Source organism: Acidobacteriota bacterium (assembly GCA_016716435.1).
Lineage (GTDB): Bacteria > Acidobacteriota > Blastocatellia > Pyrinomonadales > Pyrinomonadaceae > OLB17.
In genome coordinates this window covers 370,595-387,332 of the sequence record JADJWI010000008.1, presented here as the reverse complement: position 1 = coordinate 387,332, position 16,738 = coordinate 370,595, and the positions used below count along the sequence as shown (strand labels likewise).

The 16,738-nt window shown below is 54.3% G+C and carries 15 protein-coding genes; 5 read left to right on the top strand and 10 right to left on the bottom strand.

The genetic code is table 11. The features are described 5' to 3' along the window. Positions 1 to 3: 3 nt before the first annotated feature. The 6 genes from IPM21_13755 to idi all read right to left on the bottom strand — a co-directional run bounded on the left by IPM21_13755 (position 4) and on the right by idi (position 7,589). On the bottom strand, positions 4 to 2,505 hold the full coding sequence (locus IPM21_13755; GenBank protein MBK9164942.1) for a hypothetical protein: 2,502 nt from the start codon (positions 2,503 to 2,505) through the stop codon (positions 4 to 6). Between the two features lie 136 nt (positions 2,506 to 2,641). Beyond that, positions 2,642 to 3,328, bottom strand: coding sequence for a VTT domain-containing protein (locus IPM21_13750; protein ID MBK9164941.1), 687 nt, complete (start codon positions 3,326 to 3,328; stop codon positions 2,642 to 2,644). 43 nt (positions 3,329 to 3,371) lie between these two features. Continuing rightward, a complete protein-coding gene (locus IPM21_13745; protein MBK9164940.1) occupies positions 3,372 to 4,649 on the bottom strand; it encodes a competence/damage-inducible protein A in 1,278 nt (425 codons plus the stop codon). A gap of 72 nt (positions 4,650 to 4,721) precedes the next feature. Continuing rightward, positions 4,722 to 5,105, bottom strand: a complete 384-nt coding sequence (locus IPM21_13740) for a four helix bundle protein (protein MBK9164939.1) — start codon at positions 5,103 to 5,105, stop codon at positions 4,722 to 4,724. A 77-nt stretch (positions 5,106 to 5,182) separates the two neighbouring features. Beyond that, a complete protein-coding gene (locus tag IPM21_13735; GenBank protein ID MBK9164938.1) occupies positions 5,183 to 6,259 on the bottom strand; it encodes an isoaspartyl peptidase/L-asparaginase in 1,077 nt (358 codons plus the stop codon). Between the two features lie 43 nt (positions 6,260 to 6,302). After that, on the bottom strand, positions 6,303 to 7,589 hold the full coding sequence (gene idi, locus IPM21_13730) for an isopentenyl-diphosphate Delta-isomerase (protein ID MBK9164937.1): 1,287 nt from the start codon (positions 7,587 to 7,589) through the stop codon (positions 6,303 to 6,305). A 20-nt stretch (positions 7,590 to 7,609) separates the two neighbouring features. Between idi and IPM21_13725 the strand changes: the two genes are divergently transcribed. After that, positions 7,610 to 8,455, top strand: a complete 846-nt coding sequence (locus IPM21_13725; GenBank protein MBK9164936.1) for a prenyltransferase — start codon at positions 7,610 to 7,612, stop codon at positions 8,453 to 8,455. Here the strand turns inward: IPM21_13725 and crtI are convergent. The 4 genes from crtI to coaBC all read right to left on the bottom strand — a co-directional run bounded on the left by crtI (position 8,452) and on the right by coaBC (position 13,176). Continuing rightward, entirely contained in the window at positions 8,452 to 9,954 is a 1,503-nt protein-coding gene (crtI, locus tag IPM21_13720; protein MBK9164935.1) for a phytoene desaturase, read from the bottom strand. The genes IPM21_13725 and crtI overlap by 4 nt on opposite strands. Then, entirely contained in the window at positions 9,947 to 10,852 is a 906-nt protein-coding gene (locus tag IPM21_13715) for a phytoene/squalene synthase family protein (protein MBK9164934.1), read from the bottom strand. The genes crtI and IPM21_13715 overlap by 8 nt, the downstream gene beginning before the upstream one ends. A 110-nt stretch (positions 10,853 to 10,962) precedes the next feature. Beyond that, positions 10,963 to 11,613 (bottom strand): uracil-DNA glycosylase, encoded by a 651-nt coding sequence (locus IPM21_13710; GenBank protein MBK9164933.1) that lies wholly within the window; start codon positions 11,611 to 11,613, stop codon positions 10,963 to 10,965. A 309-nt stretch (positions 11,614 to 11,922) separates the two neighbouring features. Beyond that, complete coding sequence (gene coaBC / locus IPM21_13705) at positions 11,923 to 13,176, bottom strand: bifunctional phosphopantothenoylcysteine decarboxylase/phosphopantothenate--cysteine ligase CoaBC (protein MBK9164932.1); 1,254 nt, start codon at positions 13,174 to 13,176, stop codon at positions 11,923 to 11,925. 180 nt (positions 13,177 to 13,356) lie between these two features. Here coaBC and IPM21_13700 point away from each other — a divergent pair, with 180 nt between their 5' ends. From IPM21_13700 to IPM21_13685, 4 genes are read left to right on the top strand one after another with little or no spacing between them, the layout of a single operon-like run. Then, complete coding sequence (locus tag IPM21_13700; GenBank protein MBK9164931.1) at positions 13,357 to 14,277, top strand: hypothetical protein; 921 nt, start codon at positions 13,357 to 13,359, stop codon at positions 14,275 to 14,277. 5 nt (positions 14,278 to 14,282) lie between these two features. Further along, positions 14,283 to 15,158, top strand: a complete 876-nt coding sequence (locus tag IPM21_13695) for a hypothetical protein (protein ID MBK9164930.1) — start codon at positions 14,283 to 14,285, stop codon at positions 15,156 to 15,158. Between the two features lie 19 nt (positions 15,159 to 15,177). Continuing rightward, on the top strand, positions 15,178 to 16,080 hold the full coding sequence (locus tag IPM21_13690; GenBank protein ID MBK9164929.1) for a hypothetical protein: 903 nt from the start codon (positions 15,178 to 15,180) through the stop codon (positions 16,078 to 16,080). A gap of 4 nt (positions 16,081 to 16,084) precedes the next feature. Continuing rightward, positions 16,085 to 16,657: an NUDIX hydrolase gene (locus tag IPM21_13685; protein MBK9164928.1), complete on the top strand. Its 573-nt coding sequence runs from the start codon at positions 16,085 to 16,087 to the stop codon at positions 16,655 to 16,657. The last annotated feature ends 81 nt before the right edge of the window (positions 16,658 to 16,738 follow it).

The window sequence follows — 16,738 nt, the reverse complement described above, 5'->3', positions numbered from 1 at the left end:
TTACTACCTGATTATCGAAAGGCTCCGGCCGTCTGCGGCGATGATGCTCATCACATCACGCTCAAAGCTCATCAATGCCGGGCCGTCCTGCAATGCCTCTATCTCTATCATCGCCAGCGTGCCGTTCGACCGGAAGAGCTCTCCCGAGTCACCCCTGAGCGAAACGTAGAGCTTTCCGTTCTGATTAAGGAACGGAGCCGCAGGAGTCGCCGAACGCGGGCCAAAGACCTCGCCATAGATCACTGAACGAACCGCGATACGCTGTTCATCGAATGAAAGCCCAAGCACGGCCGAGTTGAACGAACCGGCGGCTTCGATCATCACTGGTATCCGGTAGATCTTACCCATTTCAAGGCTCGGCACCTCCGCTCCGAAGGTGATCCTTGCCTCACGCTCACCGATTACGGACTTGCCTGGTTCAGGCGACGCGACGGCCTTTTCTTCCGTTACCGGAGCAACCGTATTCGCCGTTTGACGAAGGTTCAATTCCGCCGGACTTGTATCGATCCGCCGCAATGCCGGAACGTCGCTAGATGGCGTTGTCTCGGTTCGCGGGGTTTCGACAGCGACGGCCGTCGAAGCTTTGTCATCAGTCGGCTCGGGCAGAGCGGTACGAACGTATGTCGGAGCATCGGTCACAGCCTGATCCGCAAGCTGAACGTCAGAGTTCTTTGGCAACCGACGTACTGACGCGAGATACTCATCGCGCTCTTCCTGTATGAGCATCGCCTCGAGCGAACCGCCTGTCGGTGTAGCGACGCTACCCGTCGGTCGTTCGATCTCATCCTCGGGGACGATGGCCGGAGCCCGGATCACACGCGGCGTGACGGCAATGACAATATCGACCTGCCGATTTTCTTTGGTCGGAGCAGTAAACAGCCGACCGAGGATCGGGATCAACCCAACCAGCGGCAGACCCGAACGCCCACGCGACTCAACGCCCTGAGCAACGCTCGCCAGTAGCAGGGTCTTGTTATTCTGCACCCGTGCTGTGCCTTTGATCGTCCGCTCGGTAAAGATCGGGTTATCAAAAGTTCCGCCGGCTACGTCCTTGGACTCGATCTCCATCGCAACCTGAACGTCCTGATTCGGAAAAACGATCGGCTTGAATTTCAGGGTCAAACCGACTTGCTCATAATTGATCACGTCGCCGACAAAGTTATTGTTAGGGTTCTGTCCGCCCGTATTTCCGACCGGAGCAAAAGAGGCTGTCCGTACCGGCACCCGCTGCCCGATCCGAGCCGAGGAATCCTCGTTGTTAAACGCGTGGATCTGGGTCGAAGCGAGAAGTTTCGTATTGGTCTTTGTCTGAAGAGCAACTATCGTACTCACCGGCAAACCGATCGCGAGACTCGACGAACCAATATTCGGAAAACGCATGCCGTTCGTAATGTTTCCGGTCGTTCCGGCTCTAACAAAGGGCAAACCGATGCCGCCGAGATTCAACAAGGTCGCGTTGTCGCCCGCGGTTCCGATCTGGTTACCGAATTGAAGCAGGTCGTTTTTGTTCACCTCATAGATCGCAACGTCCATCACGACCTCGGCACGGTCTTTATCGAGCGACTGGATCAGGCTGCCTATCAAAGCGACGTTCTCCGCCGTGTCTCTAACGGTGACGCTGTTCGTGGCTGCATCCTCAAGGACAATGGTCTGCGTTCGACCCTGCTGTGCCGGGATCGCCGTTTGAATAACGGCCTTGATGTCCTTTGGGCTGGCGTTCGCAAGAAAGAACGTCCGCAGCACAAGCTGCTGAAGAAGTGCCCTGCGGGCATTATCAGCAACAAGGATCGTCCGCGGCCCGACCTTTTGGAAAAAGAGGTTCTCCTGCAAAAAGATGTAGTCGAGGGCACGAGCGGCAGTTACGTTCTTAAGCTCGATCCGCACCGTCCGCGTCGCAAGCTGCTGCGAACCCGTGTCGAAGAGCACGTTAAGGTCGAGGTCCTTCGCGAGTTCGCGAATAATGAACTGAAGATTTACGCCGCTCGGAAACGGCAGGTCCCGTAGCTTCTCCATCTGCTGAGGAAGCTGAAATCCCTGCGGCATTGTTGGATCACCGGATGTCGGAACAAGCCTTACGTCGCCCTCGATCGGCTTTTTCGGCCCGCCCATCGCCTCTTCCTGGAGGCGGATCATCCGTGCCATCTCAGAGCGTGCCAACTCGTTCACGGGGTCGAAGCCATAGGCCTTTCGGAACGCAACATAGGCCCCTTCATAGTCCTTTTGCTCCGCCGCCAGCCGGCCGCGTTTCATATACATCTGCGAGGCATTAAAGAGCGATCGCACAAGGTGAAGGCGATATTCAGGATTCTTTGGGCTCTCCGCAACTGCCATCGCGAAGGCCTCCGCCGCCTTGTCCCATTCTTCGGCTACCTCGTGACGCATGCCTTCCTTGAACTTCTTCTTCCCGTTACCCGACGCCAATGCCGGAACCGGGGTAAGCAAAGCAAGCAGAAGCAATAAAGTAAAAGGTGCGCGGAGGCGAGCTAAAGCACTGATTCTTATCATCTTTTGTTCCTCAGAGCGGCCGCAGTATGCCGCGGTCATCTTGATTACACGATGCCGAACAGAAAAAGTTCCGTTTGATCGGGCGGCCAAGAAGCCATTCCGTGATTTTCATCTTTAATGCCGGAAAAAGCAAGAGTTAGGTTGCCTGAACCTCTGTTTCGGCGGATATGCTTTCCGCCGTCAACCGGTCGAGGGCTCTGCGGCTGATCACGGTTATTACAACCATCGTTGCAATAGTTGCGGCGATGCCGAAAGCCAGAAAAAGCACGTCGCCACGGTCCTGAAGATCGAGTTCGGAAAGCCCTGAGCCGACAAATGCCACGGCAGCCGAGCGAGGAAGCATCCCAAAGAACGTTCCGACGCAAAATGCGAGGACGGGAACACGAGCGGAAGCCAATAGAAAATTCGTCAGCGAAAACGGCATAACGATCGAAAGCCGCACAAGAAGTATGATCGAGAGAGTGCGGGCCGGGCTTTCGCGAAGAAGTGCATGGTAAACAGCCGCCGAACGCGGATGCTTCTCGATAATGTCGGCAAACCGCCGGGAGCCGATCCTTCGATAAACAAGAAAAGAAAAGAACGCGGCCGCAACGATGCTGAGGATAAGCACGGCAAGGCCCGGGCCAAAGCCGAATGCAAACCCGCCAACGACGCCAATCACGTTTGTGGGCAGCAGCGAAAGGCCACAGAATGCGATAACGCCCGCGGCGTAAACGCCCATTCCGGCAAAGGACTCGGCCTTCAACCAATTGCCGACCGGCACAAGAAAGGCGATCAGGAATGTGCTGCCGAGAACAGGTAGGAACGTTGCGACCAAAGCCATCGGGGTCAAGTGACCAAGTTCCTTAAGCGTCCTTTTTATCCGTTCAAGTAAGGCTGTAATCGCGTCCTCCTGAAGATCTGTCAGCCCGCAAGAGCGACCGTCGGAGCACATCAAGAGCCGCCTGGCTCGCCCGCCAACGAATGATGTAGCGATCGCCCGGAAGCACTATTCGCACAGAGCGAACACCGAGGCGGTTCGCAATCCCAATGAAAACCGTGCCAACCGGCTTTTCCTCGCTGCCACCACCGGGCCCGGCAATACCAGTAACGGAGACGGCATGATCGGCGCCTGACCGATCGAGCATCCCGGCGGCCATGGCTTCGGCCGTTTCTGCACTGACAGCGCCAAAGCTCTCGATCATTTCAGCCGGAACCCCGAGCGCTCTCGTTTTTGCAGCGTTCGAGTAGGTGATCGCTCCCTCGAGAAAGTAATCGGAAGACCCCGAAATTTCAGTCACTCGCCGGCCGATCAGTCCGCCTGTGCAGCTCTCGGCAAGCGACAGCGTCTCGCCGCGTTCCCGCAACATCCGGCCGATCACCTCTTCCATCGCCTCGCCATCGGTAGAGAAAACCGCGTCGCCGAGCTCCGCTAGGCTTCTATCAACGAGTTCGTCGAGAACCGAATCTGCAGATGCGGCATCCTCGGCTCTCGCGTAGAAATGGACCTGCACCTCGGTCTTTGTAAAAAGAAGCGCGGTCCGCACGTTCTCGCACTTCTGATAGATCGGGGCGATCTTTTCGTCCACTGCCGATTCGCCCATTCCGGAGACCATCAGCACCCGACGCCTGACGATCATTCCATCGCCAAGCCTTTCGAGCCGAGGAAGCACCTGCCCCTCGAACATCGGCTTCAGCTCCCGCGGCGGCCCGGGAAGCACGACCAGCGTCCGCCCCGCATCCTCGACAAAAAGCCCAGGAGCCGAGCCATTTGGGTTCGCCAACGCATCAGCACCTTCGATCACGTAAGCCTGCCGGACGTTTATTTCCGGCATCTCGCGGCCGAACCGGCGAAATCGCTTGCGAAGTTCCGCTTCAAGCTCCGGCCGATGAACAAGCTCGCGCCCGAGTGCCTTTGCCGCGACCTGCCGAGTAATATCGTCCTCGGTCGGCCCGAGCCCTCCGGTCGTAATTACGACATCCGATCGCTTGAGTGCGTCTTGGATCGCCTCTTTCAGGCGCGGCTCATCATCGCCGACGATCGTTTTTAGCATCACGCTGATTCCGATCTCGCCAAGTTTCTCTGTCAGCCAAAGGCTGTTGGTATCTGTCTTTTCCGGGGTCAAAAGTTCCGACCCAACGGCAATGATCTCCGCGCTACGCATAAACGTCTAAACGTGTGAAGGTGAAAAGGTGAAAAAGTTGGGACCGAAAGTCATAGAGTTCTAGTTCGTCATTCATGCGTCAGAGAAATGAGATATCGCCTTCATGTGATTCCATATCGAGCCACTCAAGAATTTCGCCTTTTCCCTAAGCACAGCGTGCTCATCGGCGGTCAAATATCCGATTTCGTGAGCTATATACAACTGACTCCGAAGTTCTCCTGCGGACGCCTTGGTAATGTTTAGAAAGTTTAAGTATTCCTTCCTCGTCCGCCGCTCAAATCCTTCTGCGATGTTGCTCGATATCGAAACGGCCGAATTTCGCATCTGCGATCTGAGCCCAACATCTGTTCGAATCTTCTCCCGCTCGGTGATGAGGTAAACGTCCTTCGCAAGCTCTACCGCTTTCTGCCATATCACAAGGTCCTCGAAAGTTTCGATCCGCTTTCTGGAATTCATAATCAAACTGCTATTTCGCCTAGACCCGTCTACTTTTTCACCTTTTCACGTTTTCACATTTTCACTTTTTCACCTTTTCACTTCTCGGCTCCATAGATCTCGACGACGGGCTTACCCGCTGCATTGATATAAGCTCGGTACATCCCTTCAGAATTGAACGAGACGCCGATGTTGCCGAATTTATCCACTGCGATAACACCGCCGTCGCCGCCGAGTTTCTGTAACTTGGTCTTTATCACAAGGTCAGCAGCCTGCTGGACGGTCATCGCTCGGTACTCCATCAGCGAAGAAATATCACGTGCGACCGAAAGCCGAATGAAGAACTCGCCCCATCCCGTCGCCGAAACAGCACAAGTCGCGTTGTTGGCGTAGGTGCCTGCACCAATGATCGGAGCATCGCCGACCCGGCCGAAGCGCTTGTTGGTCATTCCACCGGTCGAGGTGCCTGCGGCGAGGTTGCCGTCCTTATCAAGAGCGACCGCTCCGACCGTCCCAAACTTGTTCGTCGGCTTCTCTGCCTCGGTCAGGCTTCCGTGATCCTTGCTCTTTTCCTGCTTATCCTTTTCTTCTTTTAATATCCGTTGGAGCGAGTTCCACCGCGATTCCGTCCAGAAATATTTCGGGTCAACGAGGTCGATCTTTTGTTGCTCGGCAAATTTTTCCGCGCCTGCTCCGACCATCATTACATGCTCGCTTTTTTCCATAACCGAACGGGCAAGCGTGATTGGGTTCTTGACCCTTGTCAGCCCCGCAACAGCACCGGCACCGAGCGTCTTTCCGTCCATTATCGATGCGTCGAGCTCGTTCTTGCCTTCGTTGGTGAATACCGCGCCTTTTCCGGCGTTGAAGAGTGGCGAATCTTCGAGTATCCGGATGGCGATCTCAACCGCATCAAGGCTCGATTTCCCCGCCTGCAATGCCTTATAACCGGCCATCAACGCCTCCTCAAGCTTTGCCCTGTATTCCTTCTCGCGTTCCGGCGAGAGCGACCCCCGCGAGATCACGCCCGCTCCCCCGTGGATCACAAAACCGAGCCTCGGGTTTTGCGGGCCCTGAAGCTGCTTTATTTCAGTTCCCGAGGATTTTTGGGCTACGAGAGCGACGGGATTGAGCAGGAGAAGCGCGACGAATAGGTATCCGATAAGTCTTTTCATTTAGGTTTTCCTCGAAAGGTCAGAATACGCTCAGGTTATCACATCAGCGGTCTAATTTTGATCTCAAGGCAGGAACTTCGGCGAGCTGTTCGGCCTCAATAATGCACCATGGTGAAAGCTCGGTGTCCGGCCTGCCGGCGTCCGCGAGAAACTCTTCCCAGGCTTGCCACTTGACCGAAGCGACCTCATCAGGATTCGGCCGCGGCCGCTTGTCCGTAAATCCGATGAACACCGGACATATCTCGTTCTCCACAATGCCGTCCTTCTCTGCGATGTAGCGAAAATCTGGCAGTGCCATGTCAAGCTCTACGCCCGAAAGCCCAAGCTCGTATTTAACTCGTCGCTTCGCCGCGTCCTCGACCGTTTCGTGGAGCATCACGTGCCCGCAGCACGAATTTGACCAAACTCCGGGCCACGTCTTTTTCCCAAATGCCCGCTGTTGAAGCAGTAGCTCGCCCTTTGAGTTAAAGATAAAAACTGAGAACGCACGATGCAGTTTCGTGTAGCCGTTGTGGGCAATTAACTTCTGCTCGGTCCGGATAGGCTTGTTTTCCTCATCGACCTGCACGATCATGTCGTCAAACCGATAGTGAAATCGCCGATAGATCACGACCATTCCAAAGACAAGCAGCGTTCCAAGCAGTGCCGGCTCTTCCATCGAGGCAAAGAACGCAAACGCCGTCCAAAAGAAGACAATAAAGATCACGCTTATCGACAACTGAACCGGCGTCGGCAGCAAAGGCCGAAAGCGAGCGACCATCACCTCGATCAGCACCGCACCGATGAAGCCCGAAAGCAGCCATCCGGCGAAGTTCGTCCACGGGACGCCGTAAAACCAACCGCCCTCCGGGTATTTCCAAAACCCAAGATAGACCGCCCCTGGATCGAGCACCACATCGAAAAGCGTGAGCAGTACCGGGACAAGTATCAGGCGAGCAAGCCTCGAACCCGAAACATTTCTCGCGATCGCATACGCCCCAAGAGCAAGCGGCGTCCAAGCAAATGCAACCGTCCAAGGTGCGTACCCGAAAAGCCGATAGCCGAGGTGCTCAGAATAGGCGAAGTGGCCGTATGGAAAGCCCGTGATGATCGCCGAGGTTTCGATCGCGAGTGCGTAGAGGCTAAGCACGCCAACAAAGATCGAACCATCCTGCCATCCCAACCATCTTCGGACTGCCCAAAGGCTCGGCAAGGCGAACAAGACGATGTTCACCGGCGAAATGTATTTCGACCACGGCGGCATCGGCACGTTCGCCATAAAGAACGCGCCGACCGCCAGAAAAACTGCGACCGCAATCGCCCAGATGGTCTGTTTGTGAAACTTTATCACCGCTGAGATATACTCGCTTTGTGCCGAAAGCCGCCTATTTTCTGCAAATCAGCAGGCCTCGATTTTGGATCTACGTTTTTGGGCCGTATCTTGTCGGCCTTGCCGCGGCTATTTCGTCAACTGACCAGTTGCTGACACTGCCGGCGCTCGTTTACGGGTTGTATTTCTTTCTTCCTGCCAATATTCTGATCTATGGCATAAACGATATTTTCGACTACGAGACCGATCGTCGCAACCCTAAAAAAGCCGATTATGAAGGGCTTGTAACACCAGAGAAGCGCCGGCCGCTGGCTCTTGCGATCCTCGCCGCAAATTTGCCGTTCCTCATCTTGATTCCTGCTCTTTGGCCGGCCGGTATGCTCGCGATGAGCCTGTTTATCTTCTTTTCGGTCTTTTACTCGGCCCCGCCGATTAGGGCAAAGACCAAACCGATTCTCGATTCAGCGTTCAATGTGCTCTATGTTTTTCCAGGTGCCTTCGCCTATCAATTGATCTCCGGCGAATTCCCACCGGTCGCGACCATTATCGCCGGCGGCCTTTGGACAATGGCGATGCACGCCTACTCCGCCATCCCGGACATCGAAGCCGATCGCGAGGCAGGCATCTCGACCGTCGCAACGCTTCTCGGCCACACCGGAACCTTGATCTATTGCCTTGCTCTCTACCTAGCCTCGGCCGCACTCGCATTTGCGTTCATCGGATGGGCGGCGGTCGTGCTTGCAGCCGTTTTCACCGCGATGATCGCTATCTCATTCGCATCAAGCGAAGAAGGCGGAATCTTCAACATTTATCGACGATTTCCGTTAGTTAATGCGGCCGCCGGTTTCCTGCTTTTCTGGTACATTTTCGGGCCGAAAGCATTTTAGATGGTCGTCAGCGGCTCAGCGGTCTTGATCCCGTGGACGCGTTTGTAGACAAGTTCGGCGCTGATCAGGCAGATCTGCGTCCCGATACCCGGATTCGTCCCCGCACCAACGTAAAAGAGATTACTTACCTTCTTTGACCGATTATTCGGCCGGAAGATCGCCGTCTGCCAGATGGTATGGGCAAGACCGAGGGCCGTGCCCTTGAAGCTGTTGTAGTCGTTCAGAAAATCATCGACGGTGTAGATCCGCATGTACTCGATCTTTTCCCGCAGTCCATCGAGTCCCATTTCACGTTCCATCCGCTCAAGAACGTGATCCGCATATTCCTGCTTCCGCTCCACCGTTATCTCGAGTCCGGAAGCGATCGGCACCAATACGAAAAGATTCTCTTTGCCTTCTGGGGCAACGCCGGGATCGGTCACCGACGGCGCACAAACGTAGAGCGAAGGTTCGTTCGGGAGCTTCGGGTCCTTGTAGATCTCGTCAAAGTTCTTCCGCCAATCATCGCTGAAGAGCAGGTTGTGATGAATGAGCTGCGGCATCTTTTCCTTCACGCCTAGGTAAAGAATGAAGGCAGACGGAGCGAGCACCTTCTTATCCCAATATTTCTTCTTGTAGGTCTGAGCTTTTTCAGGCAATAGCCGCGTCTCGGTAAATTGGTAGTCGGCATTCGAGATGACAATGTCCGCCTCAACCACTTCGCCGCTTTCCAGCTTCACGCCGCTCGCCTTACCGTTGCCGACAAGTATTTCCGCCACCGCCGCGTTCGTACGGACCTTCGCTCCGTTCTTTTCCGCAACGCGGACAAGTGCATTTATCAGCTCGTAAAAACCGCCCTGCGGATAGAACACGCCCTGATTGAAATCCATGTGCGACATCAGGTTATAGATGGCCGGTGCTTCGTATGGAGACGTGCCTAGAAAGACCATCGTATATTCCATCACCTGCTGCAGCTTGCGCGATTTGAAGAACCGCGTGACGAAGTTGTGCATCTTCGAAAAGACCGAAAGCTTTTGACCTTCCGTCATCACACGCTTGTTGAAGAAATCGAAGACCGTGTCGTAGTTCTTATACATGAAGTGCTGCGTCGCCACCTCATACTGATACTCCGACTGGGCGAGATACTTCTTGAGCATTTCCGAAGAGCCGGGCTCGATCGCGTCAAAAGTCCTGCCGTCCTTTTCGATATCCGAATGTATTTCTAACGTATCCGGGTCGCCCTGAAAGAAGATGCGATATGAAGGTGAGAGCCGAACTAGGTCAAGATGGTCCTCGACCCGTTCGCCTAAGAGTTCAAAGTAGTGCTCGAAGAGGTCCGGGGCGAGATACCATGACGGCCCCATATCGAACCGAAAACCCTCGGCCTCAAAGATATTTGCCCTGCCGCCGGCGTGCTCGTTCTTTTCGAGCACGGTAACGTCGTAGCCTTTTTTTGCGAAAAGGCCGGCGGTGCCGAGGCCGCCGATGCCAGCCCCGATGATCACTACTTTTTTATTCATAGACACCCGCAAGGGCTTTGAGGGATAGCACGATCTTTTGCTGTCGGTTGGTGCGGACGCGGCCCGCGTAAACGTTGTAATTGGCCCGCTCGATCTCACCGAGGATCGCTTTGTAAAGTACGTAAGAGATCTTGACCGCGAGCCGCCCGCGCCAATGGAGCATCCGGATGCCCGGGAAGGCCTGGCGGTAGACCTCGCGGTTCCGTTCGATCTGATACCGCATGAACCGCTCGAACCGCTCATCGCGAACGCGGCTCGCGATGTCGTCCCTCGTCAGCCCGAACTTCGCCATCTCGTCCTCGGGCATGTAAACGCGACCGAGGTCATCGTAATCTTCGCGGATATCTCGGAGAAAGTTCGTTAGCTGAAAGGCGTTGCCAAGCTTCTTTGCATATTCGAACGCCTCTTCGCCCGAATACCCAACGATCCGAGTCACCATTAACCCGATCACCGACGCCGAGCCGTACATGTACTCTTCGAGCTCTTCGTAGTTCGCGTATGAGAACTTCCGCTCATCCATGAACATCGAGCGAATGAACGCATCGCACTCAGATTCAGGGATACCGTACTTATGAAACTGCTTTACGATCGCGTCGAGCACCGCGTCGGCAGAACTCCCGGCAAGGAATGCTTGCTTGAATTCCGCATACCATTCCTCGAGCCGACGAGTCGCGTTCTCGTGATCAGAGCAGTTCGGGTCGTCGACTATTTCGTCTGGGATCCGGGCGAAGGCATATACCGCATAAATGCCCTCGCGAACCTCACGTGGAAAGAACTGCGTAGCAAAATAAAAGCTGGTCCCGTACCGCTTTGTGATCGCACGGCACTCTTCTATACCCGGCCGCTCAACTGCGGACGTCCCCTTTCCAGCCGCTGCTGCTCCAGTAAATCTTAGCATTGGAATCGAGCCTATTGCGGCACCAACGGCGGCCACTGTGGCTCTAACGTGTCTCATAACAGCGGTTTCGAGAAACCCCCTTGTTCGGATTCACGGCCCCCGGCCGCAAATCACATCGTCCGCAGCAGGTCGCGGACCATCTTCATGTCGTCCCAGACCTCTTTTTTCTTGTGCGGGTCTCGGAGCAGGTATGCAGGATGAAACGTCGGCATTACTTTAGTGCCGAAATAGTCGTGAAACTGACCTCGAAGCTTTGAGATCGGCGTTTTTACCTCGAGAAGATTGTGCGCCGCATGCGCGCCGAGCACAACTATCACCTTCGGCTTGATCACCGCGACCTCTCGCAATAGAAACGGCCGGCAAACGCTCGCTTCCTCGGGCAATGGCTGTCGGTTTCCCGGCGGGCGGCAGCGATTGATGTTGCCGATAAAGACATCTTCGCGTTTGATACCGATGGCCTCGATTATCTTCGTTAAAAGCTGCCCGGCACGGCCGACAAAGGGCTCGCCCTTAATGTCTTCATCTGCCCCCGGAGCCTCGCCGATGAACATCAGCTCTGCGTTGAAATTGCCCGTGCTGTGGACTACCTGCGTCCGGCCGGCGCACAGCGCGCAACGCGTGCATTCACCTATCTCGGCCCGGATCGATTCGATGCTTTCGTTGCTAGGTGCTGTTTTCATATCGATCGCCGCATCGTTCGCAGGCGTCTCCGCAATCGTCTCTTCACTTGCCGATATGACCACACTCGCGTCTTCGACCATCGGCCCGCGTTCGATCGGTTTGCGTTTTGAAAGCGAAGGCAGAGCGGCCATCCGCGAGCCCGCCGGCCTCTGATCGGCCCTTGCGGCTTCGGCTTTCCGCGACGGAATGACAATGTCCGGCGGCGGCGATTCCTTTATTACATTTTGCTCGGTTGCCGTGGAACTTGCCGACGCGTTCCGCACTGGCTGACTTGTTTCAGACGCCTTCCATTCAACGCCGAGCGCATCGACGCCAAGTTCCTGCAGATAAAGAACCTGCTCGCGGACATCGCGGATCAGCGATTTCGTTTCCTCTAGCATCGGCGTCAGCTACCTTAATTTAACCAGTTCATCGAGAATTCTATCAGCCATTTCCCGTTTGGGCATCATCGGCAGATCGATAGCCTCGCCGCTGCGGGTCAAAATGGTAGCGATGTTCGTGTCGGTGTTGAAGCCCGCACCTTCGCGGGTGATGTCATTCGCCACGACCATATCGAGCCCCTTTTTTTCCATTTTGGAGCGGGCATAGCCGACAACATCATTGGTCTCGGCGGCAAAGCCGACCACAAGCAACCCGTTCGTCCGGTTTCGCGAGACCTCGGCCAAAATGTCTGGCGTTTTCTTGAGCTCGAGCGTGAGCTGCTCCTTACCTTCTTTTTTTATCTTCGCATCCGCCGCATTCACCGGAGCATAATCCGCGACGGCCGCAGCACCGACAAAAACAGTGGCATTCTCGATCTCGCCTTTAACGGCCGAGTGCATTTCCTCGGCAGAGACTCCCCGCAGAACCCGGACGCCCGTCGGCGGTTCGGCCGTCGTAACGCCGGCGACCACCGTCACCTCCGCACCGCGGTCGCGAGCGGCCTCCGCCAAAGCAAAGCCCATCTTCCCAGATGAATGGTTCGAAATGAACCGCACCGGATCGATCGCCTCCCGAGTCCCGCCAACGGTAATCAAAAACCGTTCGCCTGACAAATCCGATTTCCTATTCCAGATTCCAGATTCCAGATCCGAAGGCGATCCAGAATTTGGAATTTGGAATTTGGAATCGAGCTTAGCTAATGCCTGTCGGACGATATTCTCAACATCTTCAAGCTTCCCGGTCCCGACCGTTTTGCAGGCGAGTTCGCCGGCCACCGGCTCGACAAAATGGACGCCATCGGCCTTGAGCCGTTCGATGTTTCGCTGCGTCGCGGGCTGCTCCCACATCGTCGTGTTCATCGCCGGTGCGATCATCACCGGGGCCGTGCAGGCAAGATAGGTCGAACTCAGGAAGTCATCGGCGATGCCATTGGCAAATTTGCCGATAATATTCGCCGTCGCTGGCACTATCAGCAGAAGGTCGATCTCCTGCGAAAAATTGATGTGTGCGATCGGGTCCGGATTCGCCGGGTCGTAGTCGTCCACGATCACATGCCCGCCCGTCAGCGCCCGAAACGTCAACGGCTGCACAAACTCCGTCGCGTGCCGCGTCATCGCCACCGAGACCTCGCACCCCGCCTTCTGCAGCAGCCGCATCACCTCCACAGCCTTATAAGCCGCGATTCCCCCGCTCACACCTAAACTTATTCGATATTTACCCATAGCGTCTGTGGCCTTTGCAGTAGCCTGTGTCCGTAGCCCGCACGTAAGTAAGGGCGCTTTCACACCCGAACTTCTTATCTCTCACCTATCACCTATCATCTGTCAACTACAAAAGATTTTACTACAATTCGAAACCGCCTCCGTGCTAAAATGACTCACAAAGCAGACCGAGGTTGCCAAATGGAAAGAAAACTTAAGCTGTTTGTGGTCTTTTTTTCAGCCTTCGTTATCGGAGCAACCGCCTACAACTTCGGTCAATTGAGTCTCTTCATGTGGGAGCAAGAAGCAAAGACCACCTCCGCCCCCGAATCCCAGACAGAACGACTCGAGATCGTCACCGAAAAAGCGCTACCCCCCGACGACTTCGTCCCCGAGTTTACGAATTTGCCCGCGTTTGATGAGAAGCTGGAAATCGATGGTGTAGGAACGAAGGGAAGATTGATCGATGTGAAGGAAAATCGAGATCCAGAGGCTTCATGGCCGAGCTACAGCAGAAGTGAATTGTTAGTTAAGCAGGGGGAAACGTGGCTGGGCTTCTACTCTGATCGCTCGAAGATGCGTTTGGCCGAAACAACGGTTAAACGAATGCCCCGGCATGGGTATCTCGGTCCGGGCGATGAACCCTACGACTGGTTGAAATACGATAAAAAGGGGGACTTAGTGTTCTTGTTGAATGGCATTTCCGGCCTTAAGCCGCGCGAAGTTCCGACGCTTTTCCGGAAAGATGATCCGGCAGAGGGCATGTTTTTGGAACAGGGATTTAGACGGAACTTCAGCCTTTCAGGCAGCGAATACGTGCTTCGTGTTGCTGCCGGACTTCAGCGTGACGGAGGCACGGTGAATGTGCTCGTCCTTGAATCCGAGAACAGGTCTCAAATTGTTACTTTCAATCGTTTTTACAAAGATGACAATACGCTCTATAACAGCATCGGAGAGTTGTTGTGGGTCGGTGACATGGACGGAGATGGGAAACTGGATCTGTACTTCTCAGACTTTGGGTTCGAAAAAGGCGGCTTTGGGTCAAATCTTTACCTTTCCTCGCCAGCTAAAGATGGAAACTTGGTAGAATGGGTCGCCGGCTTCAACTCCGCGGGGTGCTAAGAATTATGAAACGCTGGGCAATCGGATCTATCACATTTTTCGCCGCATTTTTGATCGGGGTCCTTGTTGTGTGGCCTCTGCTGAAAGTCGAAATTCCCAATCGGGATGACCTCGTCACTCCAAATTCGACTGAACTTGGTCTAACCAGGACCGAAAAAGATGAATTTGTCCCAGAATTCACCGGCCTCCCCAACTTCCAAGATATTGAATATAAAAAGCCTCCCGGCCGATTGATCGAGATCCTCGATGATGGCATCTATCGTCGTTCGGATGTTGTTGCTAAGAACGGCGAACTTTGGACGGTCCTATCCGAAAATAAAGATTCCTTCTCGTTATTTTCCGTTCGAGCGAAGGTAAAAAGGCTTAATTCGATCAGTTGGCCTGGTGATGAACGCGACGCGAAATTGTCGTTTGATATTCTTGGTCGTCAGATTTTCGCAGTCAGCGGATTATCGACAATTGGACAAGGGCCAGTTCTGACATTGCATAACCGGAAAAGATGGGCCGAAAAGGAAAACGGCGAGCCGGATTTCGTGGAAATTTCGGATGGTTTCCGACGTGAATTCTCCATCGGCGACCATACTTACATACTCAGAACATCTCGCGGTATGACTAAAGACCACACGAAAGTCGCGGTTCTTGTTCTTGAGTCGAACGGCACCACTCAGATCCTAAAGCAAATTCATCATTTCGGCGGGGACCGAGATATTTTCGGAAGCTTACTTTGGGTCGGCGATATAGATAACGACAGCAAACTCGACCTCTACTTCGATGAGTTCAATGAAAAGGGCTTCACGGCAACCGAGTTGCATTTATCGACCCTGGCCGAGCCTGGAAAACTTGTCGGGTTTGCCGCGGATTTCGGTATGGCAGGTTGCTAAAGCGATAAGGAGTATTTAAGTGAAACGCTTGGCAATTGGATCGACGGCTTTCACGCTTAGCCTCGGAATTGGCCTTTGGATGGCGTGGTTGTTCTTTTTCGCCAACTCTCCGCTTCCGGCAAAGGAAGACCAGATTAGCCAGAGTAATATCTCAGAGCAGAATTTTGGTCCGGACCATGAATATCCAAACGAATCCTTTCCATTCACACCTGAATTCACAAACTTCGAGATGGACGAATCTGCGTCTAAGGCAGCAATGCAGATGGAGCCTATTTTTGAGGGCAAGGTTGAGATCTGCACCGCTGACGCTTCTAAGGAAGAACGTAAATGGCTGGGCTTGTTCAAACGTGGAGACGATTTTGTTTTAGAGCGACGCACTGTTAGCTACGGGGCACTCACATCTACCGACTTTGGAAGTTATGCACCGATGAATTTCAAAGACTCCGGTTCGGCTGTTTTCCTGCTTTCCGATCACGGATCAATAAAGCAAAGTGGCGTCCAAACGCTCTATATTAAACCTTCTGAGTTCGACGGGAACGCCCTGTATACAGACGGCTTAGAGATCGGCTTTCGCCGTAAATTCGTACTTGGCAATAAGACCTATGCTGTGAGAGTCGCACCGGTTCTTCTGAAAAAAAGTTTTCCTGCTTCAGCGGTGGTCGTCGAGCAAGGCACCAAAAACCAGATAATCTGGTATAAAACTTATCGAGACGCTGAGGGGGAAATTGGCGAACTTGATTGGGTTGGAGATTTAGACAGCGACGGTCTGCTGGATGTAAGATTATCTTATCACCGTCAGAACGGCGGACAGTTGGAATCGATTTTATTCCTTTCGAGCTTCGCTCATGAAGGCAAATTGCTCGGCATTGCCGCTTCATACTCGGCCCGCTGCACTGAAATTGCACCTGATAAGATAAAGTAGGGTGATGAAACCCGATACCCTTTCTTCCAAAACCATCTACACCGGCAAGGTCTTTGATATCCGTGTTGATCGGGTGCGGGAGGGTGATGTTGAGTATGAGCGGGATATTGTTGTGCATGGCGGGAGTGCGGTGATATTGCCGGTGTTTGATGATGGCACGGCGGCGCTTGTTCGGCAGTATCGTCATGCGGCGGGAGAAATGCTTCTGGAACTCGCCGCCGGGACGCTCGAATCCGGCGAGGACCCGGTCGCGGGGGCACTTCGCGAACTCGAAGAAGAGATCGGCGTACGGGCGGAAACGATCGAAAAGCTCGCTGAGTTTTACGTTTCGCCCGGCTTTCTGACTGAAAAGATGCACGTCTTCCTAGCCACCGGCCTTACCGAGGTCGGCCAAAAGCTTGAGGAAGATGAGATCCTCACAATTGAGCGACATTCCTTCTCCGTTCTGCTCGAAATGATCAGCCTCGGCCAGATCAAAGATGCAAAGTCCATCATCGGCATAACCCTCGCCGCCAAGATCGTGGACGCCGACCACTCCGCCGCCACGCTCCCCTCGTCGATCCACGCACCCGATTAGGCCCTCTCCGCACTTGACCTTAATAAGGGGGTTCGATACTCTAAGGGTTCGCTTTTTTGCGAAGAACGCTATCAGTGCAGG